General features: G+C 68.2%; 26 protein-coding genes and 1 riboswitch. Of the genes, 14 read left to right on the top strand and 12 right to left on the bottom strand.

The features are described 5' to 3' along the window. Positions 1–73: 73 nt before the first annotated feature. A complete protein-coding gene (locus ACMYLB_RS08830) occupies positions 74–802 on the top strand; it encodes a hypothetical protein (RefSeq protein WP_415910560.1) in 729 nt (242 codons plus the stop codon). Here the strand turns inward: ACMYLB_RS08830 and ACMYLB_RS08825 are convergent. From ACMYLB_RS08825 to ACMYLB_RS08810, 4 genes are all read right to left on the bottom strand, one after another. Next, positions 799–1,083: a hypothetical protein gene (locus ACMYLB_RS08825; protein WP_415910559.1), complete on the bottom strand. Its 285-nt coding sequence runs from the start codon at positions 1,081–1,083 to the stop codon at positions 799–801. The genes ACMYLB_RS08830 and ACMYLB_RS08825 overlap by 4 nt on opposite strands. Beyond that, the gene (locus ACMYLB_RS08820) at positions 1,080–2,897 is read right to left on the bottom strand and encodes a DUF885 family protein (protein WP_415910558.1); all 1,818 of its coding nucleotides are present in this window, start codon (positions 2,895–2,897) and stop codon (positions 1,080–1,082) included. Before ACMYLB_RS08820 ends, ACMYLB_RS08825 begins: the two co-directional genes overlap by 4 nt. 175 nt (positions 2,898–3,072) lie before the next feature. Next, positions 3,073–5,010 carry a glycoside hydrolase family 127 protein gene (locus ACMYLB_RS08815; protein WP_415910557.1) on the bottom strand — a complete coding sequence of 646 codons (1,938 nt, stop codon included), beginning with the start codon at positions 5,008–5,010 and terminating at the stop codon, positions 3,073–3,075. Positions 5,011–5,148: 138 nt separating this feature from the next. Then, on the bottom strand, positions 5,149–7,023 hold the full coding sequence (locus tag ACMYLB_RS08810) for a TonB-dependent receptor plug domain-containing protein (protein WP_415910556.1): 1,875 nt from the start codon (positions 7,021–7,023) through the stop codon (positions 5,149–5,151). Between the two features lie 154 nt (positions 7,024–7,177). Next, positions 7,178–7,411: riboswitch (cobalamin riboswitch) on the bottom strand. Positions 7,412–7,869: 458 nt separating this feature from the next. Here ACMYLB_RS08810 and metH point away from each other — a divergent pair. Then, entirely contained in the window at positions 7,870–11,772 is a 3,903-nt protein-coding gene (metH, locus tag ACMYLB_RS08805) for a methionine synthase (protein ID WP_415910555.1), read from the top strand. A 365-nt stretch (positions 11,773–12,137) separates the two neighbouring features. Here metH and ACMYLB_RS08800 read toward each other — a convergent pair whose 3' ends face one another. Beyond that, positions 12,138–12,803 (bottom strand): DNA alkylation repair protein, encoded by a 666-nt coding sequence (locus ACMYLB_RS08800; RefSeq protein WP_415910554.1) that lies wholly within the window; start codon positions 12,801–12,803, stop codon positions 12,138–12,140. A 170-nt stretch (positions 12,804–12,973) separates the two neighbouring features. Between ACMYLB_RS08800 and ACMYLB_RS08795 the strand changes: the two genes are divergently transcribed. Together ACMYLB_RS08795 and ACMYLB_RS08790 are read left to right on the top strand one after the other, a co-directional pair. Then, positions 12,974–13,192, top strand: coding sequence for a hypothetical protein (locus tag ACMYLB_RS08795; protein ID WP_415910553.1), 219 nt, complete (start codon positions 12,974–12,976; stop codon positions 13,190–13,192). Further along, positions 13,189–13,476: a type II toxin-antitoxin system RelE/ParE family toxin gene (locus ACMYLB_RS08790; protein WP_415910552.1), complete on the top strand. Its 288-nt coding sequence runs from the start codon at positions 13,189–13,191 to the stop codon at positions 13,474–13,476. The genes ACMYLB_RS08795 and ACMYLB_RS08790 overlap by 4 nt, the downstream gene beginning before the upstream one ends. Before the next feature lie 258 nt (positions 13,477–13,734). Here ACMYLB_RS08790 and ACMYLB_RS08785 read toward each other — a convergent pair whose 3' ends face one another. Further along, positions 13,735–15,426 (bottom strand): ATP-dependent nuclease, encoded by a 1,692-nt coding sequence (locus tag ACMYLB_RS08785; RefSeq protein ID WP_415910551.1) that lies wholly within the window; start codon positions 15,424–15,426, stop codon positions 13,735–13,737. 134 nt (positions 15,427–15,560) lie between these two features. Between ACMYLB_RS08785 and ACMYLB_RS08780 the strand changes: the two genes are divergently transcribed. Together ACMYLB_RS08780 and ACMYLB_RS08775 are read left to right on the top strand one after the other, a co-directional pair. Next, positions 15,561–15,785, top strand: a complete 225-nt coding sequence (locus ACMYLB_RS08780) for an addiction module protein (RefSeq protein ID WP_415910550.1) — start codon at positions 15,561–15,563, stop codon at positions 15,783–15,785. A 105-nt stretch (positions 15,786–15,890) separates the two neighbouring features. Beyond that, positions 15,891–16,403 carry a Rossmann fold nucleotide-binding protein gene (locus ACMYLB_RS08775; RefSeq protein ID WP_415910549.1) on the top strand — a complete coding sequence of 171 codons (513 nt, stop codon included), beginning with the start codon at positions 15,891–15,893 and terminating at the stop codon, positions 16,401–16,403. Positions 16,404–16,699: 296 nt separating this feature from the next. On the opposite strand, the gene yihA is transcribed toward ACMYLB_RS08775, so the two are convergent. Both yihA and ACMYLB_RS08765 read right to left on the bottom strand, forming a co-directional pair. Continuing rightward, a complete protein-coding gene (yihA, locus tag ACMYLB_RS08770; protein ID WP_415910548.1) occupies positions 16,700–17,290 on the bottom strand; it encodes a ribosome biogenesis GTP-binding protein YihA/YsxC in 591 nt (196 codons plus the stop codon). A 200-nt stretch (positions 17,291–17,490) separates the two neighbouring features. After that, positions 17,491–18,033, bottom strand: coding sequence for a YkgJ family cysteine cluster protein (locus ACMYLB_RS08765; protein ID WP_415910547.1), 543 nt, complete (start codon positions 18,031–18,033; stop codon positions 17,491–17,493). Between the two features lie 727 nt (positions 18,034–18,760). On the opposite strand from ACMYLB_RS08765, the gene ACMYLB_RS08760 reads away from it, so the two are divergent. From ACMYLB_RS08760 to ACMYLB_RS08750, 3 genes are all read left to right on the top strand, one after another. Continuing rightward, a complete protein-coding gene (locus ACMYLB_RS08760) occupies positions 18,761–19,738 on the top strand; it encodes a family 43 glycosylhydrolase (RefSeq protein ID WP_415910546.1) in 978 nt (325 codons plus the stop codon). 257 nt (positions 19,739–19,995) lie between these two features. Next, entirely contained in the window at positions 19,996–20,322 is a 327-nt protein-coding gene (locus ACMYLB_RS08755; RefSeq protein WP_415910545.1) for a hypothetical protein, read from the top strand. A gap of 15 nt (positions 20,323–20,337) precedes the next feature. Beyond that, complete coding sequence (locus tag ACMYLB_RS08750; RefSeq protein WP_415910544.1) at positions 20,338–20,478, top strand: hypothetical protein; 141 nt, start codon at positions 20,338–20,340, stop codon at positions 20,476–20,478. Positions 20,479–20,493: 15 nt separating this feature from the next. Here ACMYLB_RS08750 and ACMYLB_RS08745 read toward each other — a convergent pair whose 3' ends face one another. Then, complete coding sequence (locus ACMYLB_RS08745) at positions 20,494–21,225, bottom strand: hypothetical protein (RefSeq protein ID WP_415910543.1); 732 nt, start codon at positions 21,223–21,225, stop codon at positions 20,494–20,496. A 234-nt stretch (positions 21,226–21,459) separates the two neighbouring features. Between ACMYLB_RS08745 and ACMYLB_RS08740 the strand changes: the two genes are divergently transcribed. Next, complete coding sequence (locus ACMYLB_RS08740; protein WP_415910542.1) at positions 21,460–22,026, top strand: hypothetical protein; 567 nt, start codon at positions 21,460–21,462, stop codon at positions 22,024–22,026. A gap of 69 nt (positions 22,027–22,095) precedes the next feature. Here ACMYLB_RS08740 and ACMYLB_RS08735 read toward each other — a convergent pair whose 3' ends face one another. Further along, a complete protein-coding gene (locus tag ACMYLB_RS08735; RefSeq protein ID WP_415910541.1) occupies positions 22,096–23,142 on the bottom strand; it encodes a hypothetical protein in 1,047 nt (348 codons plus the stop codon). Between the two features lie 180 nt (positions 23,143–23,322). Here ACMYLB_RS08735 and ACMYLB_RS08730 point away from each other — a divergent pair, with 180 nt between their 5' ends. From ACMYLB_RS08730 to ACMYLB_RS08720, 3 genes are all read left to right on the top strand, one after another. Continuing rightward, positions 23,323–23,790: a hypothetical protein gene (locus ACMYLB_RS08730; RefSeq protein WP_415910540.1), complete on the top strand. Its 468-nt coding sequence runs from the start codon at positions 23,323–23,325 to the stop codon at positions 23,788–23,790. A gap of 68 nt (positions 23,791–23,858) precedes the next feature. Continuing rightward, positions 23,859–24,302, top strand: coding sequence for a hypothetical protein (locus ACMYLB_RS08725; protein WP_415910539.1), 444 nt, complete (start codon positions 23,859–23,861; stop codon positions 24,300–24,302). 28 nt (positions 24,303–24,330) lie between these two features. Beyond that, a complete protein-coding gene (locus tag ACMYLB_RS08720) occupies positions 24,331–24,807 on the top strand; it encodes an SRPBCC family protein (protein WP_415910538.1) in 477 nt (158 codons plus the stop codon). Here ACMYLB_RS08720 and ACMYLB_RS08715 read toward each other — a convergent pair. Next, on the bottom strand, positions 24,780–25,241 hold the full coding sequence (locus ACMYLB_RS08715) for an OsmC family protein (protein WP_415910537.1): 462 nt from the start codon (positions 25,239–25,241) through the stop codon (positions 24,780–24,782). The genes ACMYLB_RS08720 and ACMYLB_RS08715 overlap by 28 nt on opposite strands. A 322-nt stretch (positions 25,242–25,563) precedes the next feature. Beyond that, positions 25,564–25,968 (bottom strand): amino acid-binding ACT domain-containing protein, encoded by a 405-nt coding sequence (locus ACMYLB_RS08710; RefSeq protein WP_415910536.1) that lies wholly within the window; start codon positions 25,966–25,968, stop codon positions 25,564–25,566. A 65-nt stretch (positions 25,969–26,033) separates the two neighbouring features. On the opposite strand from ACMYLB_RS08710, the gene ACMYLB_RS08705 reads away from it, so the two are divergent. Continuing rightward, positions 26,034–26,744, top strand: a complete 711-nt coding sequence (locus tag ACMYLB_RS08705) for an ArsR/SmtB family transcription factor (protein WP_415910535.1) — start codon at positions 26,034–26,036, stop codon at positions 26,742–26,744. Positions 26,745–26,795 lie beyond the last annotated feature (51 nt).

Raw genomic sequence — 26,795 nt, 5'->3', positions numbered from 1 at the left:
AGGGGTAAAGCAGCGTGCGCTTCATGCGCACTGCACGCTTGGCGAAGGGCCCGGCTTCGGCAACGGATAACTCGTGCCCGCCCCCGCCCTGCTGCCCGAAAACCTCCCGTTCGCCTTCCGCGGCGAGCGGCTCGACGCGGCCCGGCTCGTCGGCGCGGCCGAGGCGCGGCGCCTGCGCGCCGCGCGCAATCCGACCGGGAAGCCCAACGCGGACGTGCTGCGCGAGTTCATCGGTCTCGCGCCCGACGGCGGCGAGCGACGCGTGACCGCGATCGATTTTCCCGCCGCCATGAGCGAGGCCGAGGCCCGGCTCTACCTCGCCCCGTTTGCCGCCCTCGGCCGCGCCGGCGGCACGCTCGCGCGCCCGGCACGCGACGACGCGCTGCGCAACGCCCTCGCCCGCCTCGAACGCTTCCTCGCCTGCCCCGCCGCCGACCCGGAGCCGGCCTTCGCCTGGATCGAAGGCGACGTCCTGCCCGACGACTCGCTGGTGGTGTGGGCGCGCGACGACGACTTCAGCGCGGCCGTGCTGGCGTCACGGGCCTTCGCGCTCTGGTGCGCCCGCGGCGGCGACGCGCTCTCGGCGCTGCGCTCCTTTCCGTTCCCGTGGCCGCCGGCGACCCCGCTGAGCGCGCTCAACCGCGTCCAGGAAGAGCAGCGTTTCGCGCTCGCCCGCGCCGCGCGCGCCGAGGACAGCGTCGCGATCGACGCCGCGCTCGCCGCCGCCTGCGGCTGGCCGGCGGAGATGGACGACGCGGAGCTGCTCGGCCGCCTGGACGCGCAGCACGCAGCGCGGCGCTAGCGCTTGTCGTCGCGGTCGAGTAGGCTGCGGCCCACTTTCCAGAGGCCGGCGGCAACGAAGCCGGCGAGGCACATCACGACGAAGAGACCCGTCAGCAGCCGCAGCGTGCCGGCGCCGCCGGTGCCGCCCTGCGCCTCGATCTGCGCGAGGATGTCGCGCGCGAGGCGCATCAGCAGCACGATCGCCGCCACGCAGGTGACGGCCACGGCCCAGCGCAGGACCTTGCTGGCCGGCGCCGCGGGCGCGGGCGGAGCGTTCTTGGAAGAGCGCGGCTTCTTCACGGGTTCTCGCCGACGAACTTCCACGACGTCCGGTAGTCACGCGGGAGTTTGGTGCCGGTCAGGTGCGCGCGGACCATTTCGATCGGCATCGAGCCGCCGCGCATGATCGCGTCGTGGAATTCCTTCTCGCCCATCTTGCCGCTCTTCACGAGGTCGGCGTAGAGCGCGCGGATCTGGATCGCGCCCATCATGTAGCCGACCTGGTAGAGCGGCGAGTAGTCGCCGTTGAACGAGCGGCGCACCTCGCCGGTGGCGGTGTGGCGGTCGTGGCCGACGCGGTCGACGAGGAAGTCGATGCACTGCTGCGGCGTCCATTTGCCGAGGTGGAAATTCAGCGAGAAGATGATGCGCGCGCAGCGGTGGGTGCGCCAGAAGAGCGCGCCGGCGCGGTCGAGCGGCTGCTGCTGGAAACCGAGGTCCCAGAGGTGGAATTCCCACCACAGCGCCCAGCCCTCGATCCAGAAGGGCGTGTCGAAGGTCCGGCGGTGCGGGTTGTAGCGGTCGAGATACCAGAACTGCATGTGATGGCCGGGGATCAGCTCGTGGAAGACGGTGGCGCGGCAGAGGTGGACGTTGTTCGCGCGCAGGCTGTCGAGCTTGTCCTTGTGGTCCATCGTGTCGGTCGGGAACGAGACGATGATGCGGTCGCCGCCGAGGAAGAACGGGTTCACCTTCTGCCGCTCGGGCGACATCATCGTCATCGTCCAGTCGTCGACCATGTGCGGCGGCACGGTGAGGAGGTCGCGCTTCTTCACGAAATCCACCGCCTCGTAGGCGAGACCCGCGATCATCTGCGGCTGGTCGCCGGGGGCGACGTAGTCCTCCTTCATCTTCTCCAGTGCCTTCTTCCAGTCGTCGCCGTAGCCGAGTTCCCGCGCGACCTTCTTCCACTCGGTCTCGCACCAGGCGAATTCCTTTTCCGCGACGGCGATCAGCTGCTCGGGCGTGTAGGGGATCATCTCGTGCTCGAGGTCGACCGCGAGACCATCGGCGCCGATCGGGTCGCCCACGATCGGCTCGTCCTCGCCGGGCTTGGCGCCGACGACTTTCTCGCGGAGGAATTTCGCGTAATCGTCCAGCGCGGTCGTGAGTTTCTTGTAGGGCTCGCGCGTCCACCAGCCGAACTCCGGATCGTAGCCGTCGTAGTGCTTGAACCAGTCGCCGAGCTGCTTGCTCGTGGCGCCGAGCTGGTTGATGGCGCGGAGCGCGACGATCTTGTCCGGCTTGATGGCGTTCTCGGCCGGCTTGTCGCCCAGGCCGGACTCGAGCGCCTTGCGCACCGCCTCCAGCTGCACGCGGGCGTCGGCGAGGACGGCGGCGGCGGCCTTGCCGTCGGGGCGGGCGAACTCGCGGCGCTTTTCCTGCAGGCCGGCGAGCTGCTCGAAGAACGGCAGCAGCGGCACGATCTCGGCCATGCGCTTCTGCTGGCGGTCGAGCAGCGCGAGCTGGAACTTCAGCTCGGCCTTCATCAGCTGCCAGTCGATGCGGCCCTCGACGCCGAGCTGGTCGTAATTCATGCCGTCGAGCTTTGCCTGCCAGGCGCGGTAGAACTCGCCCAGGCGGCGCAGCTGCAGCGGCGAGTTCGGCACCGGGTGCATGACGAGCAGGCCCTCGCGGTCGGCGTTGTAGCGCTCGACCAGCTCGCGCAGCTCGCTCGACTGCGACTTGGCGTAGGCGGCGAGATCGGGCACGTAGTCGGCGGCGGAGCGCTGCGACTGCGCGGGCTGGCCGTGGCGGAAACTGTCGTCCGCGGCGAAGGCGGCGAGCGCGGTGAAACCGAAAGCGACAAGGCAACGAGCGGCGTGGTGCATCATGGGCGACGGGGTGCCGCGCAGTCTTCCGCGAAACGCCCGCGCGGCAAGCGCGGAGTCCCGCGGCGCGGCTTTGCATGTAGGGCGGGGTCTCCCGACCCCGCCGGGAACATCGCGAAGGCATCGCGGCGGGGTCAGGAGACCCCGCCCTACACCTACAACGACGCGAACGGCGACCTTAACGCACCGGCCGCCAGACCGCCATCGGCCCGACGCCGCGGTTGGCCCAGGCAAAATACGGCACGGCGGTGGCGCCATCGACGTCGAGCACGGTCACGCCGCCGAGCAGGTCCGGCCGCGGATGCGGGAGGAGCTTCGGAGCACGGCTGACCTTCTCCGGGATCGGCTGATCAGCCTGCTCGAAGCAGTAGACGACCGGCCCGCGCTCGAAGGCCACCTGCCCTTCCGTCGCGGCGATGGCCGGGTGGCCGCGGACAACTTGCGGCGGCAGGGCGAGGTCGACCTCGATGCGGTCGCCGCTGCGCCATTCGCGCGTCAGCCAGACATAGCCGTCGGATTCCACGAGCGCGGCGCGCTCGGCGCCGAAGCGCACGGACCAGTCGGCCGTCCGGGGATTTTCGTAGCGGTAGAGGTCCGATGGCACGGGGCGGCCCTGCGCCCAGCCGGGAATGCGGAGCTTGAGCGTGAACGTGGCGGGTTTCTCCAGCGCGAAGCTCAGCTGCACGCGGCCGCTCCACGGGTAATCCGTCGTCTGGGTCACGCGCACTTTCCGGCCGGCCACGTCGACCTCGCCCTCGCTCGCCGCGTAGAAGTTTACGTAGAGCGCGTCGTCCTTCACGGCGTAGAAGTAGCCCGACAGCGCCGCGAGCGTGCGCATGAGGTTGGGCGGGCAGCAGGCGCAGCCGAACCACGGCGCGCGGCCGGCGTGCGAGTGGTTGTTCTTGGCCGCGCCGTCGTAGACGAGCGGATTCGGGTAGAAGAACCGGTCGCCGCTCGCCGAGACGCCGCTGAGGAAGCCGTTGAAGGCGGTGCGCTCGAAGACGTCCATGTAGCGGCTCTCGCCGCTGAGCAGGAACATCCGGTGCGCCCACATCATGAGCGCGACGGCGGCGCAGGTCTCGTTGTAGCCGTCGTGCGGCAGCTCGTAGTCCGCGCCGTAGGCCTCGCCCTTCGCCAGCGCGCCGACGCCGCCGGTGAGGTAGAGCTTGCGCGACGCCATGTTCGTCCAGATGCGCTCGATCGCGCGCTGGTAACGCGCGTCGCCGGTCAGCGCGGCGACGTCGGCCATGCCGGAATAAAGGTAGTTCGCGCGCACGGCGTGCCCGACCGCCTCGGTCTGGTCGACGACCAGCGCCTGCTGCTGGCTGTAGGGATTCCCCTTCGGGCCGCGCGCATCGAGGAAGATCTGCGCGAGCTTCAGCCAGCGCGCGTCGCCGGTGACGCGGTAGAGCTTCACCAGGCCCATCTCGACGATCTCATGGCCCGGCGCGATGCGGAGCCGGCCGTCGCCGAAGTCGCGCCAGAGCAGCTCGGCGTTCTTCAGGCACACGTCGAGCAGCGTGCGCTGGCCAGTCGCCTGGAAATGCGCGACGCCCGCCTCGTAGAGGTGGCCGCAGTTGTAGAGTTCGTGACTGAGCTCGGGGTCCTTTTCCCAGCGCTTCGCGCCGATCCATTTATGGCCGGGCGAGTCGGGATGCATCGTGCGGAACGTGTAGAGGTAGCCGTCGGGCTCCTGCGCCGCCGCGATGCGCGCGATCCACTGGTCGAGCCGCGCCGCGAGCGCGGCGTCGGGCCGCATGCTGAGCACGTAGGACGCGCCCTCGATCGCCTTGTAGGCGTCGGTGTCGTCGAACGGGTAGATCGTCGGCGGCTGGATTTGGAAATCCTTCTCGCCCGCCGCGCGCCGGCGCATGACCTCGGCCGCGAGGTCGAAGTTCTTCAACCGGCCCGACTCCTCGCACTGGTCGAGCGCGAAGGGCACGGTGACGGTGCGATTCGTCTCCTGCTTCGCCTTCCAGAAACCGTCCGTCACGCGCACGGCCGTGAACGGCACGGGGCGGATCGGGTAGTCGGCCGCGCGCAGGGACGCGACTCCGGCCAGACTGAACAGCAACGCAGCAACCAACGTCGGGGTGACAACAGGCGGGGTAGCCATGCGCGCCAGTCTTGGCGGTCCCGTCACCGCGGCGCAAGCATGCGGCCGCGGCGTGACGCGCGAACCATGGAAAAGGCGCCGGCCGGAACGCCGGCGCCCACGTCGAGGCAGTCGGACGCGTCGCCCGACCACCCGGCCTCAGAACCGCCACTCGACCCCGGCGAAGGCGCCGGCGCCGGGCTGCGGGTAGCCGTGGACTTCCTCGTAGTGCTCGTCGAGGAGGTTCTCCACGCGCGCCTTCAGCGTCAGCGCGTCGCTCACGCGCCACGCGGCGTAGACGCGCGCGACAGTGTAGTCCTCGCCGTCGATGCGCGCGAAGGTCGCGGCGTGCACGTCCTCGCGCTGCGCGGCGAACACGACGCCCGCGCCGGCGCTGAAGCCGCCGCCGAAGTCGTGCCACACGTCGGCCGAGCCGCTGTGGCGCGGACGGCGGAGGAGCCGGTTGTGCTGCGAGAGGTTGTCGGCCTCGAGGTAGGTGTAGGCGATGCGGGCCTCGACCGCGCCGGGCAGCGTAAACTTGCCCGCCAGCTCGACGCCCTGGGTGCGGGCGCGCTCGACGTTGCGCACCGTGCTCGGCGACGAGGCGAAGTCGTAGACGATCAGGTTGGTCAGGCGCGTGTCGAACCACGTCGCGCTGAGCGTGCCGCGGTTGTGCGCGAGGTAATAGTCGACGCCCGCGTCCCACCCGCGCGCCTTTTCGGGCGCGAGGGCCGGATTGCCAACGTAGAATGCGCTTTGGCCGTAGAGGTCGAGGAACGACGGCGCGCGGAAACCGGTGCCGTAGCTGGCCCGGAGCTTCACGCGCTGCTGCGCCACCAGCCACGCCGCGGTGGCGCGGCCGGTGGTGGCGCGGCCGAAGGTGTCGAAGTCGTCGCTGCGCAGGCCGGCGGTGAGGTAGACGTTCTCGGCCGGGTTGAACTCGTCCTGCACGAACACGGCGAAGAGCTGCTGGTGGCGGTTGATGGCGCCGAAGCCGGTATTGACGGTGTGGTTCACCTCGGCGGTGACGCCGCCGGTGACGCGCTGCTTCTCCGCGCCGGTGTAGGTGGCCTGCCAGTCGAGCACGCCGCGGCGGTTCTTCACCACCGTGACCGACGTGCCGAACGCCCCCGGGTTCTCCGAGACGAAGCGCCGGTCCTGGCCGCCGAGCACGGCGCGGCTCGTCAGCGTCGGCGACGGCGTGAAGTCCGCGAACACGGTCACGAGCTGGTTGCTCTCGCGATCCTGGTTGTCGGGATCGTTCGCGCCGTAGCCGATGGCCGGGCCGGGCGAGCCGTAGACGCCGTGGAAGCCGCGCCAGGTCGCGCCGAGGGCGACGGTGCCGCTCACGCGGTGGTCGACCCGCAGCACGTAGGTGGCGGAGTCGAAATCGTTGTTCGCGCGGTCGTTGTCGGTATGGCCGCCGAGTGCGGAGAAGGAGAACGCGTTCGTCGCGTCGCCGCGCTGCGCGCTGACCGCGCCCTGGATCGTGCCGAAGGAGCCGGCCTCGGCCGAGACGCGGCCGCTCAACCCGCCCGCGCCGCGCTGCGCGCGCAGCGACACGACGCCGCCGACGGCCTCGCCGCCGTAGAGCGTGCTCTGCGGGCCGTGGGCGATCTCGAGCGAGTCGCAGGCCGTGACGCACGCGCCGCCGAGCGCGACGGCGTAGTCGGTGTTCGGGTCGTTGAAGCGGATGCCGTCGACGAGGAAGAGCGTCTGGTTGCTGTTCGTGCCGCGGAGGAACAGCGACGTCGCACCGCCGGCCCCGCCGGATGCGAAGGCCGGGGCGCCGGGCACCGCCGCGAGCGCGGAGCGCAGCCCGGTGAGCTGCTGGCGCGCGAGGTCGGCCGCGCTGAGCGTGTCGACCGCGCTGCCGAGGGTGTTGGCCGCCGCGGGCGTGCGGGTGGCGGTGACGACGTAGTCGTCGATCTTGGTCGGCGCCGCGTCTTGCGCGAGCGCGAGGAGCCCCGGCGCGAAGCCGGCGGCGATCAGGAGCGAGCGTCGGAACGACGCCGCGAATGGAGGAACGGACATGGTCTGCTTTTCCGATCGGCAAGAGCAGACCCACGTCGGCGCGCCGGCTTTGCTGCGTCGGCGCGCGGAACACGTTTCCACTCCCACCCTTCATTGGCCCCGACGAAGCGGGGCGTGATGCGATGAAGTTTCCGCGACGCGCGAACGCGTCGGCGGAAGGTGAGTCTCGGCAGCCAGATGTTCGGACTCCGCCCTGCGCGCGTCTTGCGACGCGCTCCTCCTCCCCGCCTTCACCCCGTCGAAACGGGATTGGCTCTGCCGGCGCCTGCCGCCGGTGGGGATTTGTCGGACGTTACCGCAGCGCAACTGTGGCCGGTTTGCACGGCCTTCCCTGCGTCTGCCAAGTGTGACGGTGAAAGAACTCAGGAGCGGCGAACGAACGCGGATCGCGCGTCCACCCGCAAGCCCAATCACTGCGCGCGGATTGCGGTGACGCGATGCGCAGCGCCGAGTCGCGAGCGAGACGCACGCCACGCCGGTGAGTTTTATTTTCCACGGATAACCCGGATGAAAGGCGCGGATCCCCCCGGACGGACGCGATCGCACGTTCCGTTTCCATCCGCGAGATCCGCTGTGAACTAAAATCCTCGCGTCCCCCGCGCGCTGCGCTTCGCCCGTCGATCGATCGGTAGGGGCGCTTGCCCCAAGCCCCCTGCGTGCGCCCGGTCACCGCGCAAGCCGCGATTTGGCGAAGGGCTGTTGAGCCGTCTCCCCGCCCGCCGCGGTCGGCTCGCGGGGCTTCACCGGGGAATTGTCATAAAATTTCGGCCATTCGGCCCCCGGGCGCACGCCGCTGTTGCCTTTCTCGTATCATCGAATCTTGATGCATCGATACGAACTGACGCCATGCCGCCCGATCGCACTCTTTCCGCCGCCGAACTCGCCCTGCGCCGCACGCTCGCGGAGCGCGTCGTCCTCATCGACGGCGCCATGGGCACGACCATCCGCGGCTACGGCCACACCGAGCAGCAGGTGCGCGGCGAACGCTTCCGCAACGCCCCGAAGGATCTCAAGAACAACGGCGACATCTACTCCCTCACCCTCGCGCCGACCATCGAGGACATCCATCGCCGCTTCCTCGAGGCGGGTGCGGAGATCATCGAGACGAACACCTTTTCCGCCACCGCCATCGGCCAGAGCGAGTTCTTCATCGAAGACCCGCGCGAGCGCGGCGGACGCAAGGACCCGGCGTTCTACGAGGAAGTCATCAAGAATCCCTTCCTTCAGGAGCTCGCGCACGACATCAACTTCCAGTCCGCCCAGCAATGCCGCCGCTGGGCCGACCGCGTCGCCAACGCCACCGGCCGCCGCCGCTACGTCGCCGGCGCCATCGGACCGCTGACCGTCTCGCTCTCCAACTCGCCCGACGCCGACGACGCCGGCTTCCGCGTCGTGACCTTCGACCAGGTCAAGGCCGACTACGCGCGCCAGGTCCGCGCCCTGATCAAGGGCGGTGTCGATCTCCTCCTCGTCGAGACGATCTTCGATTCGCTCAACGCCAAGGCCGCCCTCGTCGCCATCGACGAGGTTTTCGCCGCCGACGGCGTGAAGCTTCCCCTGATGATCTCGGCCGCCGTCGGCCGCGGCGGCGAGACGATGATCTCCGCCCAGACCGTCGAGGCGTTCTGGAACGCCGTGCGCCACACCAAGCCGCTCGCGGTGGGCCTCAACTGCTCCATCGGCCCCGACCTGATGCGGCCGTTCCTCGAGGAGCTCGGGCAGAAGTCCGACGCCTTCATCTCCTGCTACCCGAACGCCGGCCTGCCCAATCCGCTTTCGCCGACGGGCTTCGACCTCACGCCCGCCGACATGGCGCGCTACATGGGCGACTTCGCGTCGCACGGGCTCTTCAACATCGCCGGCGGCTGCTGCGGCAACACGCCCGAGCACATCGCCGCCATCGCCGAGGCGCTGCGCCCGAAGCCCGCGCGCTCGCTCACCATCCTCGCCCCGAAGCTCGCGCTCTCCGGCTCGCTCCCCTTCACGCACCGCGAGGGCACGTTCACCATGATCGGCGAGCGCACCAACGTCGCCGGCTCCCCGAAGTTCGCGAAGCTGATCAAGGAAAACAAATACGAGGAGGCCGTCAGCGTCGCCCGCCAGCAGGTCGAGAACGGCGCCAACGTCGTCGACGTGTGCATGGACGACGGCCTGATCGACGGCCCCGCCGCCATGACGCGCTTCCTCCAGCTCTGCGCCTCCGAGCCCGAGGTCGCGAAGGTGCCGTTCATGATCGACTCCTCCAAGTGGGAGGTGCTCGAGGCGGGCCTGAAATGCCTTCAGGGCAAGGGCATCGTGAACTCGATCTCGCTCAAGGAGGGCGAGGCGAAGTTCCTCGAACAGGCGCGCGTCGTCCGCCGCTACGGCGCCGCCGTCGTCGTCATGGCCTTCGACGAGCAGGGCCAGGCCGCCACGCTGGGCGACAAGATCCGCATCTGCGAACGCGCCTACCGCCTCCTCGTCGGCTCCGCCGGTTTCGCCCCGGAGGACATCATCTTCGACCCGAACATCCTCACCGTCGGCACCGGCATCGAGGAACACGCGAACTACGCCGTCGATTTCATCGAGGCCACGCGCTGGATCAAACAGAACCTCCCGCACGCCAAGGTCAGCGGCGGCCTCTCCAACGTCTCCTTCGCCTTCCGCGGCAACAACGTCGTCCGCGAGGCCATGCACGCGGCGTTCCTCTACCACGCCATCCGCGCCGGCCTCGACATGGCGATCGTCAACCCGGCCATGCTCGAGGTCTACGAGGAGGTCCCGAAGGACCTGCTCGAACTGGTCGAGGACGTCCTCCTCAACCGCCGCCCCGACGCCACCGAGCGCCTCGTCGACTTCGGTGAAAAACTGAAAGCCTCCGGCGCGACCAAGGATCAAAAAGCCAACCTCGAAATCCTCGAAGCCTGGCGCCGCGGCACCGTCGAGGAGCGCCTCTCGCACGCCCTCGTGAAGGGCATCGACGCCTGGATCGATCAGGACACCGAGGAAGCGCGCCAGAAATACGGCAAACCGCTCCTCATCATCGAGGGGCCGCTGATGGATGGCATGCGCGTCGTCGGCGATCTCTTCGGCGCGGGCAAGATGTTCCTCCCGCAGGTCGTGAAGTCCGCCCGCGTCATGAAGAAGGCGGTCGCGTATCTGCAGCCGTTCATGGAAGCGGAAAAGGAAGCCGCGCGGCGGGCCGCAGAAGCTCAGAGCTCAGAGTCTAGAGCCCGGAGTGGAGACTCCGGCTCTCAGCCCTCAGCTCTAGACTCTCAGCTCGCTCGCCAGAGCGACTCCGCCGGCCGCGTCGTCATGGCGACGGTCAAGGGCGACGTCCACGACATCGGCAAGAACATCGTCGGCGTCGTGCTCGCCTGTAACAATTACGAGGTGATCGACCTCGGCGTCATGGTCCCGTGCGAGAAGATCCTCGCCGTGGCCAAGGAGAAGCAGGCCGACATCATCGGCCTCTCCGGCCTCATCACGCCGTCGCTCGACGAGATGGTCCACGTCGCGAAGGAGATGCAGCGCCTCGACTTCAAGCTCCCGCTGCTCATCGGCGGCGCCACCACCTCCGCCGCGCACACCGCGGTCAAGATCGCCCCGCACTACGAGGAGCCGGTCGTGCACGTGCTCGACGCCTCGCGCGTCATCGGCGTCGTCTCCCAGCTCCTCAGCCCGGAGAACAAGGCCGCCTTCGTCGCCGAGGTGCAGGACAAGCAGGAGAAGCAGCGCATCGAGTTCGGCGACCGCCGCGGCGCGCGCAAGCTCCTGCCGCTCGACGAGGCCCGCCGCCGCGCCCAGCCCTCGTCCTGGGACATCGTCGACATCCCCCGCCCCGACTTCCTCGGCACGCGCGAGTTCTCGTCCGCCGATTCCCCGCACGCCGCCAGCCACATCAATCTCGCCGACGTCGCCGCGATGATCGACTGGGGCCCATTCTTCTCCACCTGGGAGCTCCACGGCCGCTTCCCGGACATCCTGTCCGACGAGAAGGTCGGCGAGGAGGCCTCCAAGCTCTACCGCGACGCCCAGGCGCTGCTGCAGCGCATCCTCGCCGAGCGCCGCTACACCGCCAAGGCTGTCCTCGGCTTCTGGCCGGCCAACAGCACGGGCGACAGCGTCGAGGTCTACGCCGACGAGACCCGCGCGCGCGTGCTCACGACCTTCCACTTCCTCCGTCAGCAGAACGAAAAGCCGGAGGGCCAGCACAACCACAGCCTCGCCGACTACATCGCGCCGAAGTCCTGCGGCCGCCTCGACTACCTCGGCGGCTTCACCGTCACCGCCGGCCACGGCGTCGAGGCCTTCGTCCAGGAATTCCGCGCGAAGCACGACGACTACGGCGCGATCATGGCCCAGGCCCTCGGCGACCGCCTGGCCGAGGCGCTGGCGGAATACATGCACAAGAAGGCGCGCGACTTCTCCGGCTACGGCAAGCTCGAGAGCTACGCGCTGAAGGACATCATCCGCGAGAAATACCGCGGCATCCGCCCCGCGCCCGGTTACCCGGCCTGCCCCGACCACACGGAGAAGCCGGCCCTCTTCGCCCTCCTCGGCTCGACCGAGAAAACCGGCGTCACGCTGACGGAGTCCTACGCGATGAACCCGCCGAGCTCCGTCTCGGGCCTCTACTTCAACCATCCCGACTCGAAATACTTCGCCGTGGGCAAGCTCGGCGCGGATCAGGTCGCCGACTACGCCGCGCGCAAGGGCATCTCCCAGGCGGAAGCCGAACGCTGGCTCGCGCCGTATCTGGATTACTGAGGCAGGCACGGTTTTCCTCCCCCTCCTCGCGATCGAACCGCGCGGTAGGGGCGGTTGTCCTCAACCGCCCTTCGCCCGCACCCTCTCCGCGCCGCCCTGCTCACGTCCTCATCGGCCCGCGTTCAGCCGGGACCCACGTTCCGAGCGAAGCGACCTCGGACAAGACACGAATCACACGAAACTAACCGGACCGGAAATTGCCCACGGAAGACACGGAACACACCGAAATAATCCTCCCGGCAAGAAATCATCTGCGGCGCCTCGGCTTTCGTGTCTATTCGTGTGTTTCGTGGGCCAAAACCCTTCCGTGTATTCCGTGTGTGGCGGACTGTCGCTTCGCTCGAGACCGCGGGCCCTGCGTCGGCCTACTTCTGCCGCTTCACCATCGCCTCGATCCAGATCGGCGCGAAGGGCGACGTGCAGCCCTTGGAAACGGGATAGTCGCGATACACGCCGAGCTTTTCGCCGATGGCCACGGCGCGCTTGCGCAGCGCGGGATGGTGGATGCCGATCTTAGCCAGGCAGGAATTCATCGTCCACTGCACCTCGGGCGCCGCCTTCGCCATCTGCTTCTCGATGCGGTCGAGCAACGCCGGCAAATCGAGCCCCGCCGCGTCGTCCGCCGCGCGCTCGCCGGTCAGATACCAGCCCGCGCGCGCCGCCCAGACATTTTTGTCGTTCATCCAGCCCTCGCGCAGCGACTCCTTCGCCGGGTGTTGATCGATGACGTAATTGCAGAGCCAGTCCGCCACCCACGACCAGCTCGTCGTGCGCACCAAGCCGTCGAGTTCCTCCGCCGACAGTTTTTTCGGGTCCAGGATCAACACCGCCAGATGCTGCGCCTCGACGTGGCCCGTCTTCCACAGCGCCAGCCCGAGCTTGTGGTCCGTCTTGATCTTCTTCGCCAGCGCCCGGATGTCCCCATGCTTGACGCCGAACTGCTCCGCCGGCGCCCCGCGCTTCATCATCTGCGCGCGCAGCTTTTCGTCACCGAGGGCCTGGAGTTGGGCGAGGGCTTCTTTGGGCGTCATGGCGGCGCAGTCTGCCAGCAGAGGAAGCCACCAAAAGCACAAAGAGCGCAAAAATTCCGCACGCCGGGCTCGGGGGTTTGCCCCTGTGCCCTCCGCACCCTCTCTGTTGAAGCATTCCCCGATTGGTCCGCCGCGTTGACAGCATCGCCATTCCGGCAATCCTTCGCCGCATGTCCGTCACGCCGCAGCAAGTCACCGAGGCCGCCCTTAGCCTCCCCGAGGGTGATCGTCTGCGGGTCGCGGCGGCGATTTGGAAAAGCGTCGGCGCACCCGAGGAAGCCTTGAACGATCTCGCCGCGCTCGTCCGTTCGCACGAACTCGAATCCGGCCAGGTCACGCCGAAGACGCAGACGGAAGTATTCAAGAACGCCCGGGCCGCCTTGGGATGAACCGCTGGTTCCACCCGGAATTCGAGACCGACCTGATCGCCGCCGCCCGCTTCTACGAAACCCAACGCCCGCACTTGGGCGCCGAGTTCATCGCCGAAGCCGAGGCCGCCGTGGAGACGATCATGTCCGCCCCGCTTTGCTGGCCCGCGCGCATCGGCGGCGTCCGCCGCTTTCTGCTGCCGCGTTTCCCTTATCTCATCCGTTACCGCGTGACGCCGGATACCGTGCAATTCCTCAGCATCCTGCACGGCGCCCGCAATCCCGAAACCGCGAGCGATCGGTGAATCGAATTCTCCGCGCCCAAGGACGGGCGAGCCGTGCCCGACAAGCCGTTCCTCCGGCGAGAGTCACAATCTTCGTCGCCAACGCCCGGATGTCGCCCTGCTTGACGCCGAACGGCTGCGCCGGCGCCCCGCGCTTCATCATCTGCGCGCGCAGCTTTTCGTCACCGAGGGCCTGGAGTTGGGCGAGGGCGTCTTTCGTGGTCATGGGAATGGCGACGAATAGCGAATGCGTGAAGACGAGCGCGAGAACGGCAGGTCCTACGTAAGAATCATCCCTTTACGTCCGGGATTCGCGAGCCATTCGGCCACCTCCTGAATAAACTGCCATACGTCTCCCTGAGTCGGCTTCATGTAATTCGGGGCAGATGGATCTTCACCAAGTGCCTCGAAAGCCTGAATTAACCAAGCTGGGCCGTGTCCGGAGCCGACATTGGTCGACTTAAGCCACGACTCAAGTTCCCCTCCGGTAACAACGAAAATTCCATGCGCCCGGAGCGTGTCGAATAATTCTTGGGCAACCCTGCGATCGTCTCCAGATAGCAGTTCAATGCCTCCTTCTGTTTTCATATTCTTACCGGTGTTCTCAAATGCAGTCTTTATCGTGGCCCGCATCGTGCCGAGTGGCTGCACGAGCGCAGATGCGATGCCGCATGCAGACAATAGGTTGCTCCAGACGCTTCCGCCTTCTTTCACAACGTCAATGTCGACGATTGCTGCGGCCGGAATTCCAAGTTCACGTAGTGGCCGGATTATCTGGTGAATCGTTTGCTTGTTTTGCGCATTCAAAAAAAGGCAGTTCCGAGCGGCGGCATTGGGAGCGTGCTGTAGTAAGCGCTCATTGATTTCCGTATAGAACGCACGATCAGGGTCGCCTTCTGTGACGGCCACACCTTCGTAGAACAGTCCGTTAACGACGCCAGTTGAGCGGAGCAATGGATGCCTCATCAACGTGGTCAGTTTGCTGCTGGGGAGAAGCCGACTTGTCGGCACCCTCTTGGAATAGGTCAATCGCACCACATTCACAGGAGCTCCAGACTGAATACACCCCAATAAAAAACTTGCACTGTGCGTCGACACGAACAGCTGCTTACCCGATGCTCTTGCTTTCGCGGCAACCGCACGTCCAAGCATGAAAGCAAGCGCTGGATGCAAAAAAGCCTCCGGCTCGTCGATCAATAGAACCTGGGGATCCCCAGCGTAGAGTTCCACCATGATCCCGCAGAACGCCTTAACTCCGTCGCTCGCAGCCGCGATGCTCAATGCACGTTTGTGGAAATCAACAGCCTCTGGATGAATTCCTTTCTCTTCGAGAACGTTTGATGGAGGACGATCCGCGAGCCGGATACGCAGTTTGCCCAACTTGGTGGGGTCGAGCACGAGGTAGACACCGAGGGCATCGTGAATGACCGTGCGCATCGTCTCGCGGGCGGAGTCATTCGTGAACAATTGAACAAGTCGATTCTTCGGGGCACCCTGTAGATCGCCTATTTCCCGTTCAGAAACTAATCCGATTCGGTTCGGCCCATCCAACTTTATGGTGTTAAATTTCAAAAATAGCCGAAAGAAATTGTGCGGATCGCTCGCACCGCGACTTGATAACCAACTCCGTAACGGATTTTCAACGACGGCTTGCGACTCCCCGTTTTTGACAACGAAGACATGCCCTTGTGGTGGCTGCTCGCCAGCCGTTCCTTGTAGCTGAATGTGGGTTTGAACATCCTCAATTGCTGCGGCCGTGGCGCCCTCCGCGAACTCGATCTGTTTCAGAATCTGGCATCTATCAAGTGGGAGCCCTTCACGGAAGTAATCGTTAATCTCGCGCAGCAAGAGGCTTTTCCCTGAATTGTTTGGGCCAACGATTATGTTCACTGCCCCTGCGTCGAATGTGAGTTCTGGAGTTCCAGCCGTCGCACCAAACCTAAGAGCTATTTTGCTAACAAGCGGATTCATAATCGCGAAATAAACACAAGCGACTCGACTCGTCACCACTCGACTGCATTTTCGCTTCTGTATAACTCATTGCGTCGCCATGATTGTTTGCTAGCGATGGCTGCCCTGTGAAGCAGCCGACGTGATTTTCACCCATGACCCGCCTACAAAAATTGGGGCTACAGGCCGGACAGTTGTCGGAAGCCGAGCGAGCCGCGTTGGTCACGCGCTTGCTGGCCTCTTTGCCGCCGGTGCTCGCGGACGCCGATGACGGCGTCGCCGAGGCGGCGCGGCGCGATGCTGATCTCGACGCTAATCCTGCCGCCGGTCTCACCGATCAACAATTTCGGGCCGCCATCGCTGCTTCCCGGAAACGATAAGGTTCATCATGCATGACGCGCTGCCTTCGCGCGTCTGTTTCGCCCTTCGGCCCAGCGTAACGCTATTCCCTTGTCGCCTCCGCGCCTCGCTCCAGCCTGCGACGCATGACCCCATCGAAACGCGCCCCGCAGGTCTGTATCCTTGGCAGTGCGGAACCGGGCTCTCGTGCCTACGAACTGGCCGGCGCAGCCGGCGAAATGCTCGCGCGGCGCGGGGTGACGGTCGTCAGCGGGTGCGGCGCGCCGGCGACGCGCGTCGCGGCGGAGCGGGCGCTGGCGGCGGGCGGGACGGTGGTGTCCATCGTTCCGCACGACGACATCGGCGTGAAGGATTGGCCGTGCTCCGTGCTCATCCCGTGCGGCATGGGCGATGCGCGCAACCTCCTCATGGCGCTCGCGGGCGACGCCTGTCTCGTGATCGGCGGGCGCGCGGGGACGAAATCCGAGGTTTGTCTCGCGTGGCTGCACAAGCGTCCGCTGTTGCCGCTCACCGGCTGCGGCGGCTGGTCCGATTCGCTCGAGCGCGATCCGCCGGACGAGCGGAAAAACTCCCCCATCCTCCCGTGGAGTTCGATCGCGGAGCTGGAAGCGCAGCTGGCGAAGCTCGGATTGGTTTAGCCCACGGTCTCGAGCGAAGCGACAGTCCGCCACACACGGAATACACGGAAGCCTACCCATCGGAGGTTCAGCTACAAAGCGGCACGAAAGATCACCCAGCGCAGCGTTCCGACTTTTTGCGCCTTCGGGCGCCTTCTTGTGGCCCGCTCATTCCGTGTCTTCCGTGTTTTCCGTGGGCCCACTGGATCGGGCGCGGCCAAGGGCGGTTGAGGGCAACCGCCCCTACCGGGGCCGATTCGACGCGTGAACCGTGGCGACACAACGCTTACGCCGATCGCCGGCTCCGGCGGACCCCGTCAGTCGAGTAGCGACGCGATGTGCTGCAGCAGATCGCCGCGGCCGTCCTTCGTTTTCGAGGATGTGATGAAGATCGTGGGTTCGGCGGGTTGGTCGCGCAGCGCGGCCTGGCGGAAACGGTCGATGGCGGTGTGCGTGGCGGATTTCGACTGCTTGTCCGCCTTCGTGAAGACCAGGGAGAACGGCACGCGCTCGTCGCCGAGCCACGCGAGGAAGTCGACGTCGATGCCCTGCGGGGGGAGGCGCGAATCGATCAGCACGTAGGTGTGCCGGAGCGTTTCGCGGCCGGTGAGGAAATCCGCCACGGCCTCGTTGAACGTCGCGCGCTCCTGCTTCGAGACGTGGGCGTAGCCGTAGCCGGGCAGGTCGACGAGGCGCCAGGTCGCGTTGAAGGTGAAGAAATTCATCAGGCGCGTCTTGCCCGGCAGGTCGGAGACCTTCGCGAGGTCGCGCTTCTCCGCCAGCAGGTTGATCAGCGACGATTTGCCGACATTCGAGCGGCCGATGAAGGCGAACTCCGGCAACGGCCGCCGCGGACACGCGGCGAGGCTGGGGGCGCTGAGTTCGAAGGTGGCCGATTTGATCTTCATGCGGTCGCCATTGCGGGCCCCCGCGGCCGAAAAGCGAACTTAACCGTTCTCGGCTCTTCGGTTCGATCCCGGCTGTCGCTCAGCACGCCGCGACCCGTGAGTCCAAATACTCAGCAGACGGAAGTGCCCGCGAATTGACGCGAATCTCCGCAAATTCGGGTTCATTCGCGTGATTAGCGGGCAACTCCGTCCCGGACCTCTCACTCCGCCAGGCTCGTCTTCTCCGCGCGGGTGTAGAAGCGCTCGTGCGCGAGGAGCTTCAGCCGGTGGATGGCGAGGCTCAGGTCGGCGAAGAGCGCCAGCGCGGCCGGATCGGAGGTGTCGGCGCGCAGGCGGTCGTCCATCCGGTGAAACCGCTCGCCGAGCGAGCGCTGCTCCTCGATGTCCTTCAACCGGCGCAGGAGCCGGCGCGCCTGGTCGGCGACGCGGCGGGTCTTGGCGACGAGGCGCAGGGCCGCGGGGAGATCGGTTTCGCCCGCGTGGAGCTGCTTGAACAGCTTGCACTCGAACGTGCGGCATTGCTTCGGCCGGTCGGCGTAGAGCCGGCAGGTGCGGTCCGCGCACAGGGCGGCGCAGGGCTGCGGGAAACGCGAGACCGGCTTCCGCCCGCGATAGGTCGTCACCGGCAGGCCGAGCGCCTTCAAGTGCGCGGCATCGTCCCCGGGCTCGAGTTGCACGCCGTCGAAGAGCGTGCCGTCGCAACACAGTCCGCAGGCCAGGCAAAGTTGTTCGGTGGGCGTCAAGGGCCCCGCAGCATCCGGCATCCGGCGCGGCGAGGGCAAGCTCCGCGACTAAACCCGCGCGAGCATCTCCCGGTAGGGGCGGTTGTCCCCAACCGCCCTCGACGTCACGGCCGCATGGCGGACGAAAGGGCGCTTGGGGACAAGCGCCCCTACCTTCACGGCCTCGTTCCCCGGATCGCGGACGCGCTGCGCCAGGCAATACGTCCTCGTTCCGCGCCTGAAACCCGCGCGAACGCCTCCCGGTAGGGGCGGTTGTCCCAACCGCCCTTCGCGTCACGCCCGCATGGCGAACAAAAGGGCGCTCGGCGGCGGGCGAACGCCCCGGCCGGCGTATCTGGCTGCGCATAACGGGCTTTGGCCCGCGCTGGGGCCCCTGCGGGCTGCTCGCAGACTCAACTTTGTAAATGAAAACCTGAGGATTTCATCTCGTAGGCTCAGGTTTGTAAATGAAAGGGTGAGGTTTTGATCTCGTAGACTCAGCTTTGTAAATGAAATGCCCGGGTTTTCATCTTCCAGGCTGAGCTTTGTAAATGAAATGCTGAGCATTTGATCTTCCAGGCTGACCTTCGCGGCTCGAAACCTGAGGTTTGTAAATGCGCGAGCCTCTCTCGCGGCTCGAAAGTCGAGCCTACGAGGTCCCAGCGTCACCCTTTCGGCTCCGCCGACGCGCTCCGCCGCCTGAATTCAGCGCTCGGCTCCGCCCCATCCCCGCGTAAAACCTCTCCGCATGCCCCGCCGCCGCCCCTGCCTGACCCTGGCCGTTCCCCTTCTCTCGCTGGCGCTGGCCGCGACGGCTTCCGCCGCCAACCCCCTCGACTTCGGCAGCGCCATCAAGACCGCCGATCCGTCCGGACACGTCTGGGCCGACGGGCGGATGTATCTCTACGCCTCGCACGACGAGGAATGTCAGCCGGACTTCTGGATGAAGGACTGGCATGTCTTCTCCTCCGCCGATCTCGTCCATTGGACCGACCACGGCGCCTGTTTCTCGGTCAAGGATCTCCAGTGGGCCGACAATTATGCCTGGGCACCCGACGCCGCCTACAAGAACGGGAAATACTATTTCGTCTTCCCCGCCGGCACGGGCGTGAAGGACCGCGCCAACCCGAAGAACAGCACCAAGTGGATGGGCATCGGCATCGCCGAGAGCGATTCGCCGACCGGACCGTTCAAGGACATGATCGGCGCGCCGCTCTGGACGAAGCCCTACGCGAACGATCCGTGCCTCTTCGTCGACGACGACGGCAAGGCCTACCTCTACTTCCCCTCGCATCCCGACTGGCTCGTCGCGGAGATGGCCGACGACATGCGCAGCATCAAAGGTTTCAGGAAAATGGACATGGGCGGCTACCAGCCGAAGATGGAAGGCCCGTGGGTTTTCAAGCGGAACGGCCTCTATTACTACACGATGCCCGAGAATCTCCGCACCCTCAGTTACTACACCTCGACGTCGCCGCTCGGCCCCTGGAAATACCGCGGCGTGTTCATGGAGCAGGAGAACGAGAGCAACAATCACCACTCGATCGTCGAGTTCCAGGGTCGCTGGATCCTCTTTTATCACCGCTGGCTGCTCGACGAGAGCTCGCCCTGTCCGCAGAAGCGCCAGCGCCGCATCTGCGCCGAATACCTGCACTTCAATCCCGACGGCACGATCCAACCCGTGGTCCGCACGTCGGCCGGCGTCGGCCCGTTGCCCGCGAAGTGAGCCGCCGCCGCGCTCGCCCCCGACCGCTCAGCCGTCCCACCCGCCGCCTCAAAAACGTCCGCCCTCCCGCCAACCTCGCTCACGCCACCCGGTAGGGGCGGTTGTCCCCAACCGCCCTTCGTGCGCACCGCCCGCAACTCACGCCCAGGGCGCTTGGGACAAGCGCCCCTACCGGCGCCGCTCTCCCGGAGCGCGGCGCACGCGGCGTTGACGCTCTCGACCGGTCGGTGCAGCGTGTGGTCATGCAAGCCCGCCGAGTGTTACTCCTCCTCGCGGCCGCGGTGATGGTTTTGGCGGCCGGTTGCGCTTCCCAACGATCGGCTCGGGCCAAGCCGCGCTTCCGCGACGTGCCCGGCAGTTTCTCCGACCAGAACGCACGCGCCACCTACATCGACCAGCGCGTGAACGAACTCACGGCGACCGGCATGAGCCGCGAGGCCGCCGCGGGCCGCGCCTCGCGCGAGTGGTTTGCCCGCGCTCCGGTCGCCAGCCAGGAGCCGACCGCCTACGAATACGAGCGCCGCCAAGCCCAGGCCGATCTGGAAGCCTACCTCGCGGACTACCGCACGGCGGCAAAACGCTGACGCGGCGCGCCGCTGATGAATCTCGGCGACATCCCGAAGTCCGTGCTCGTCGCCGGAGCGGTCACGCTCGGCTGGATCGGCTATCGCGTCTGGAAGATCAGCCGCGCGCCCGGGCGCATCGACTGGCGGCGCGGCATCCGTTTCCGGTGGAAATGACCCGCGGCAATCCGCTCAGCTCGCGGTGCTGATCAGCGCCAGCAGGGCGTTCCAGTTGTCGCCGGTCGGGTCCTCGCTGGCGGGGAAAGTCACTTCGCGGCGCGTCGTCACGCGCTCGGCGCCGTCGACGCTGTTCCAGTAGCGCGCGGTGCGCGCCACTTGCACGTCGGCCGGCGCGTGCGCCGGGTCGCCCGTGATCTCGAGCGTCTGCGTGCCCACGCCGAAGCCGGCGAAACGCCCCTCGAGCTGGCGGCCGAGCTTCTCCATGACCTCGGCGGCGCCTTCCGCGCCGAGCCCGGCCTTCAAGTCGGCCAGGAATTGCCGGCGCAGCTCGTCGCCGGCGGCAGCGTAGGCGGGAATCTCCACCCGGTAGCGGCCGGGCGCGATCTCCGTCGCGACGGCGATCTTGGCCTCGTAATTGTGCCGCACGGCCTGGGCCTGCACGACGATCTCGGCGAGCACGGACCATTGCTTGGTGGTCAAATCGATCTCCGTGTCGGCCGCGAGCAGGTGCAGGTCGCACGTCGTGGCGAACAGCGTGCTCTCCGCCGCCGTCAATTCCTCCACGCGCGACTCCCCGCGCGCGGCGACGACGGGCTCCGCGGCGGCGGACGAGGCGTCGGGCGTCTCGAACCGGACGATGCGATCCGCCGGCACGGCGAGCGCGGCGGCCGAGGGCGCGATGGCCGCGGTCCGCCCGGCTTTCCAAGCCCACCCGGCCAGCCCGACGACGCCGAGGGCGGTCACGAGCAAGAGGATGCTTGGGCGATGGTTACGCACGACGACGTCAGAGCTAACCAACCCGGGCCCGACCGCGACAAAATTTTCGCAGAAAGTCCTAAAGTTTTTCCGTCTCCGGCCGACAGCCGGCCGCGCGAGGGCGAAAACGCGCGCGTGTCCCCTTTGCGCGGCGAAACGCGCATGGGGAGGCGCGGTGAACATCACCGCTTCATCATCACCAACCTCCCACCCCTCCGCCCCATGTCCACCGCTCCCGCGCCCCTCGCCGCCTCCGGCTCCACCGCCGCCACGCCGCCGTTCATCGCCCGCTACAAGGTCAATCTCACCGTCGACCCGACGTTCGTGAAGAATGTGCCGCCGCTCTACTTCCAGGTCATCCTCGGCGCGAACGGCAGCCCGCAGGCGGTCGCCCGCCTGGCCAACTTCACCTTCGGTGGCGGCGGCGGACTCAACAACCTGTGGTTCAACCACGGCTCCTCCGGTAGCATCGCGCAGGGCATCGTCATGCAATGCTGGCCCCAGACACCGCCGCCGCAGGTCCTCGCCGCCGTCATGCCCGGCACGACCTCGATCGCGTTCGACCTCCTGCTCCAGACGCACGCCACGCAGCCGGACTGGATCACCTTCTGGTTCCTCGACCACGCCTGCATCGGCCTGCCGACGACGGCGGCCGGCCATCCCGGCCTGTTCGCCAACGTCAGCTGGGCGGCCGGCGGCATTTTCACTCCGGCGGGCTACGTCGGCAACGGCGTGATCGACGGATTGAGCGACACGGGCTTCGCCGGGACCATCACGCCCGCGACCTGAGCCGCCGCACCGCGCCGCGCGCGCGGACGCGCTCGTTTCCTCTGCGCCCGGGGACCTCCCCGGGCGCGCTTATTTCTCCGGCTCCGGCGCCGGGGCGGCCGCGGCCTGCTCCTGCCAGCGCTTCAGCTTCGCCTGCACGGCCTGCACCGCGCGCTCGTGCTCCGGCGCGGAGGATTTCCGCTCCTCCGGCATCAATTCTTCGACGTAGGCGCTCATCAGGGCGGACACCTGCTCGTCGCTGAACTTCGTGCGCGCCTGCGCGACCGCCTGCAGCAGCATGCCCTGGCGCAATCCCTCGATCGCCTGCCGGATCTTCGGCTTCACCACGAGCATGGCGCCCTTCACGGCCACCCGGCCGACGAAGCCGACGTCGTCCTCCTTCAGCGCCTCGGCGATGATCTCGTCCAGCACGTGGTCGAACGCGCGCTTCGGCGGCAGGTAGAAGACCCAGTCGTAATGCGCGAAGAGATCGCGCTCCAAATCGGCCGCGCGCAGGGCGCGCAGCTTCGCCTCGACCCGGGCGTCGTCGAATTTCTCGAACCACGCCAGCTGGTAGAGCTGCGCGCCGATGCCCTCGAGCGGCAGCGGGAGGGCGGTGACGATCTTCTCGAACTCGAGGTCGACCTTGCCGCCCTGTTTCTCGCCGGCCGAGCGTCCCTGGTCGGAACTGTGCTCCCAGTGGTCGAGCATCTTGAACAGCTCCGGCCCGCGCGCGGCGACGGCGGGGTCGAGCTTGCCCGCGTCGGCCAGGGCGAGGAATTGCCGGAAGAAACGGATCGGGTGCGGCTCGCCCTTCTGGCCGATGATGACGAGCCCCTTGCCGGGCGACGAGGTGAGGCCGCTCTCGTAGACGACCTTCAGCACCTCCTCGGCGAAACCCTCCGCGTAGCGCCGGTCGCTGCCGGAGCGCGCGTGGATCGACACCGACAGCTGCTGCCCGCGCACGACGAACGGCGCCAGCTGCACCCGTCGCGAGAACTCGTCCTTCGCCGGCACGCCGGCGGGCGGCGCCAGCGGCTTGGTCTGGGCCGACGCGAGCGTGGCCAGCGCGACAGCGAGGAAGAGGGCGGACAACCGGGCGACCCGGCGTCCGGCGCAAAAGGTGTGGTGCAGCATGACGAGGTGCCTGCATCACACCGCACCGGCCCGGGTGGTTGCACGAACTTTCCGCCCCGCCGGCGCGCCCTCGGAGATTTTCCCGTGTCGCCGGACAACAGCGGCGCGCGACGCAGGTTCCCCGGGAAAGTTTTGCCCCGCCCGAAACCCCGCGCGGCCCCGCCCGGTCGGAAGGGGCGTATGAAAACGAACCACGCCCGTTCGCAAAACCTGTTCTACGCCCTCGTGCTCGTGGCCGCGCCGCTGGTCCTCGCGACCTTCACCGCGTGCTCCAAGGACGAGCGGAACAAGCTCGCCGACCAGGCCGGCCAGGCCGCCCATGAGACCCAGGCGGCCATCGCGCAGACTTGGTCGGACGTGAAAGCCTACACCTTCGACAAGCGCGACGAGTTCCAGCGCCAGGCGAAGGCCCAGCAGGCGGAACTCGAGGCCCGCCTGAGCGAGTTGCGCGCCACCTACGCCGAGGACAAGGCCTCGGCCAGCCGCCGCGCCGCGATGGAGGAGCTGCGCAACTCCGAGGCCGATTACCGCGCCAAGCTCGCCGCCCTCGGCACGGCCACCGCGGACACCTGGGACGCCGCGCGCGACGAACTGGCCGCCGCGTGGCACCGCGTCCAGTCCGCCTACGCCAAGGCCCGGGCCGACTGAGGCCCGAACCGCCGCGGTTTCGTCGCGCGGGGATTGCGGACCGGCGCGCGGGAGTCATTTTGCCCGCGATGCCGCCGCCCTCCCCGTCCGCGCCCCCGGTTCCGCTCGTCCGTTCCCGTCTCACGGGCACCGTCGCGGCGGCGGACGTCGCGCGTTGGGCCGCTGCGCTGCACGCGGCCGTCGCGGCCCTGCCGGACGGGACCTCTTTCCGCCTCCTGCTCGACCTTCACGGCTACGAACCCGCCGATCTCGACGCGCACAAGGCCATGCGCGACGTCGTGCCGGCGCTCCTCTGCGTCTGCGGGCTGCGCCCGGCCTTCGCGGATTTGTTTCCCGAGTTCGGCGAACCCGTCGTCGCCGCGGCGCCGCGCGTGCGCTGCGTCGCCTTCGCCAACGTCCATCACGATCCGGCCAAGATGGAGAAATACGAACGCCAGATCGCGAAACCCGAGCAGCGCTTCTTCACCGACGCCCGCGCGGCCGAGGCCTGGCTCGCCGCCCGCCCGGCCTGATCCGCGCCGCGCGACCGCCCCGCTCCCGATGACCGCTCCCGCCGACGCCGTCCGCCTCGCCCGCCGCTTCGCCGCTCCGCCCGCCGACGTCTGGCGCGCGTGGACGGACCCCGCCGACGTGCGCCGCTGGTTCGGCTCCGATCCGCTCGGCACCGTGCGCGCGGCCCGGCTCGACGTCCGCCCCGGCGGCAGCTTCGAAGTCGCGTTCGCCGACCGCGACGGCACGGAGCACACGTGCCGCGGCGAGTATCTGGAGGTGGTCCCCGCAGCGCGCCTCGCCTTCACCTGGCGCTGGCAGAGCGAGCCGGGCGTCGAGACCCGCGTGCGCGTCGCGCTGGCCGCGGACGGCGCCGGGACCCGGATGGATTTCGAGCACGCGCACCTCGGCGCGGCCTCGCGGCACGATTACGCGCGCGGCTGGCAGAGCACCTTCGACAAGCTGGAGCGGCTGCTGGCGCCGCCGGAGTCCCGGGCGCCTCAGGCCGGCTCGATCACCGGCTCGTGAGCGACCGGGAAGTTCATCGAGCGCGCGATGAAGCAGTAGCCGTGCGCCTCGGCGTGCAGCGCGTGCGCCTTCGCAGCGTCGCCCGTGATGCGCACGCGCGGGCGGAGCACGACGCGCGTGAACTGCCCCGCGCCGTTGGCCTCCTCGGCCATCTCGCCCAGCGCGTCGTCGCGGTAATCGTGCACGACGATGCCGTTCACCGCGCAGAGGTGGAGATACCACAGCAGGTGGCAGGCGGAGAGCGCGGCGACGAGCAGCTGCTCGGGGTTGTAGCGTGAGGCGTCGCCGCGGAACGCGGGATCGCTCGAGCCGGACAGCACCGGCCGGCCGGCGGCGCGGATCTCGTGGTCGCGCCGGTAGCTGCGATAGTCGCGCGTGCCGACGCCGTCGTTGCCGGTCCAGGTGAGCTGGATGTCGTAGCGGTGGTTTTTCATGCGAAAGACGGTGCGGCCTGCCGGCCGATCCCAGCCGCGCGACGGAGGCGAGGCGCACCGCCCCGGACGGCGCCCGGCCCCGGCGACGGACCCGCGGCCCGGAGCCGCCGCCGCGGCCCGATGCGGGCCGGACGGATCGCACGGCACGCGATCGCGGGGCCCACGCGGGGAAAAGATAGCCGCCTCTCCATGCCGAACCCTGTCCGCCGCGCACCGCGCCCGCAACGGCGCGCCGTTGTTCGGCGATGCGGATGCGGCGAAGCCGTCCCTTTCTCGGACGAGTCGCCGGCCCGATTGGAGGACGTGCCGCCGGCCGGGGATCTCATCGGGGAGGCGCGGCGCGCTCGTTCATCCAGGCGGCGGCGACCTCGCGCGCCCGATCGGGCTGGTCGACGACGAGCACGAGTTGATGGTCGTGGTCGCTGTAGAGCACCTCGATGTTGACGCCGGCCTGCGCCATGCGGCGCGTCAGCTTGCCCAGCTGGCCGGGCTCGTCCTGCTTGAGCCGTTGGACCACGACGTCGCGCACGGCGGTGACGCGGATGCCGGCCGCGGCCAGCGCGCCGCGGGCCGCCTCGCCGTCGGCGACGAGGAAATGGGCGACGCCGACGCCGTTCACGACCCACGCGCCGCCGCCCTCGACACTCACGCCGGCGCGGCCGAGCGCCTCGCCCATCGCGGCCAGCGCGCCGGGGCGGTTCTCCAGTTCAATGGTCACGTCTTTCATCGGACACAGAGGCTGCGGGTCGCCGCGCGGCTTGCACGGCCGAACACTTCGGCCACGGTCGAAGCATGGTTGCCCAACCCGATGTCGCCCGCGTCGCCCGCACGATCGGCGATCCGTCGCGCCTGCGCATGCTCACGCTGCTGATGGATGGCCGCGCGCTCACCGCCAAGGAGCTCGCCTACGGGGCCGGCATCGAGCCGGCGACGGGCAGCGCGCACCTGCGGCGCCTCGTGACGGACGGCCTCGTCTGCGTGCGGACGCAGGGACGGCACCGCTACTTCCGCCTCGCCTCGCCCGAGGTCGCGCGCTGCGTCGAATCGCTGCTGGTCGTCGCCCCCGGCGTCCGTCCGGTGCCGAGCACGGCGCCCGATCCCTTGCGCGAGGCGCGCTATTGCTACGATCATCTCGCCGGCCGCCTGGCCGTGGCCGTGACCGAGGCCCTGCTGGCACAGGGCGCGCTCGCGCGCGACGGCGCCGCCTTCGTCGTGACCCCGGCGGGCCGGACCCGCTTCGCCGCGCTGGGCATCGACGTGGCCGCCGTGGCGGCGCAGCGCCGGCAATTCGCCCCGGCCTGCATGGACTGGAGCGAACGGCGCGACCACATCGGCGGTGCCCTCGGCGCGGCGCTCGCCCGGCGCTTCGAGACGGCCCGCTGGCTGCGACGCCGGCCGGATTCGCGGGCCGTGGCGCTCACCGCCGCCGGAGGCGAGGCCCTGCGCGCGCAGTTCGGCTGGAATCCGCGCGCGGAAGACCGGGCGGCGCCGCCGGCACGCTGATCCACTGTTGGCGCAACTTCGCTGTTCCCCGCCCGAGGGCGGCCGCGTAGG

The organism is Oleiharenicola sp. Vm1 (assembly GCF_047777955.1).
Lineage (GTDB): Bacteria > Verrucomicrobiota > Verrucomicrobiia > Opitutales > Opitutaceae > Didemnitutus.
The sequence above is the reverse complement of the archived record's forward strand: the minus strand, read 5'-3'. Positions and strand labels throughout refer to the sequence as shown.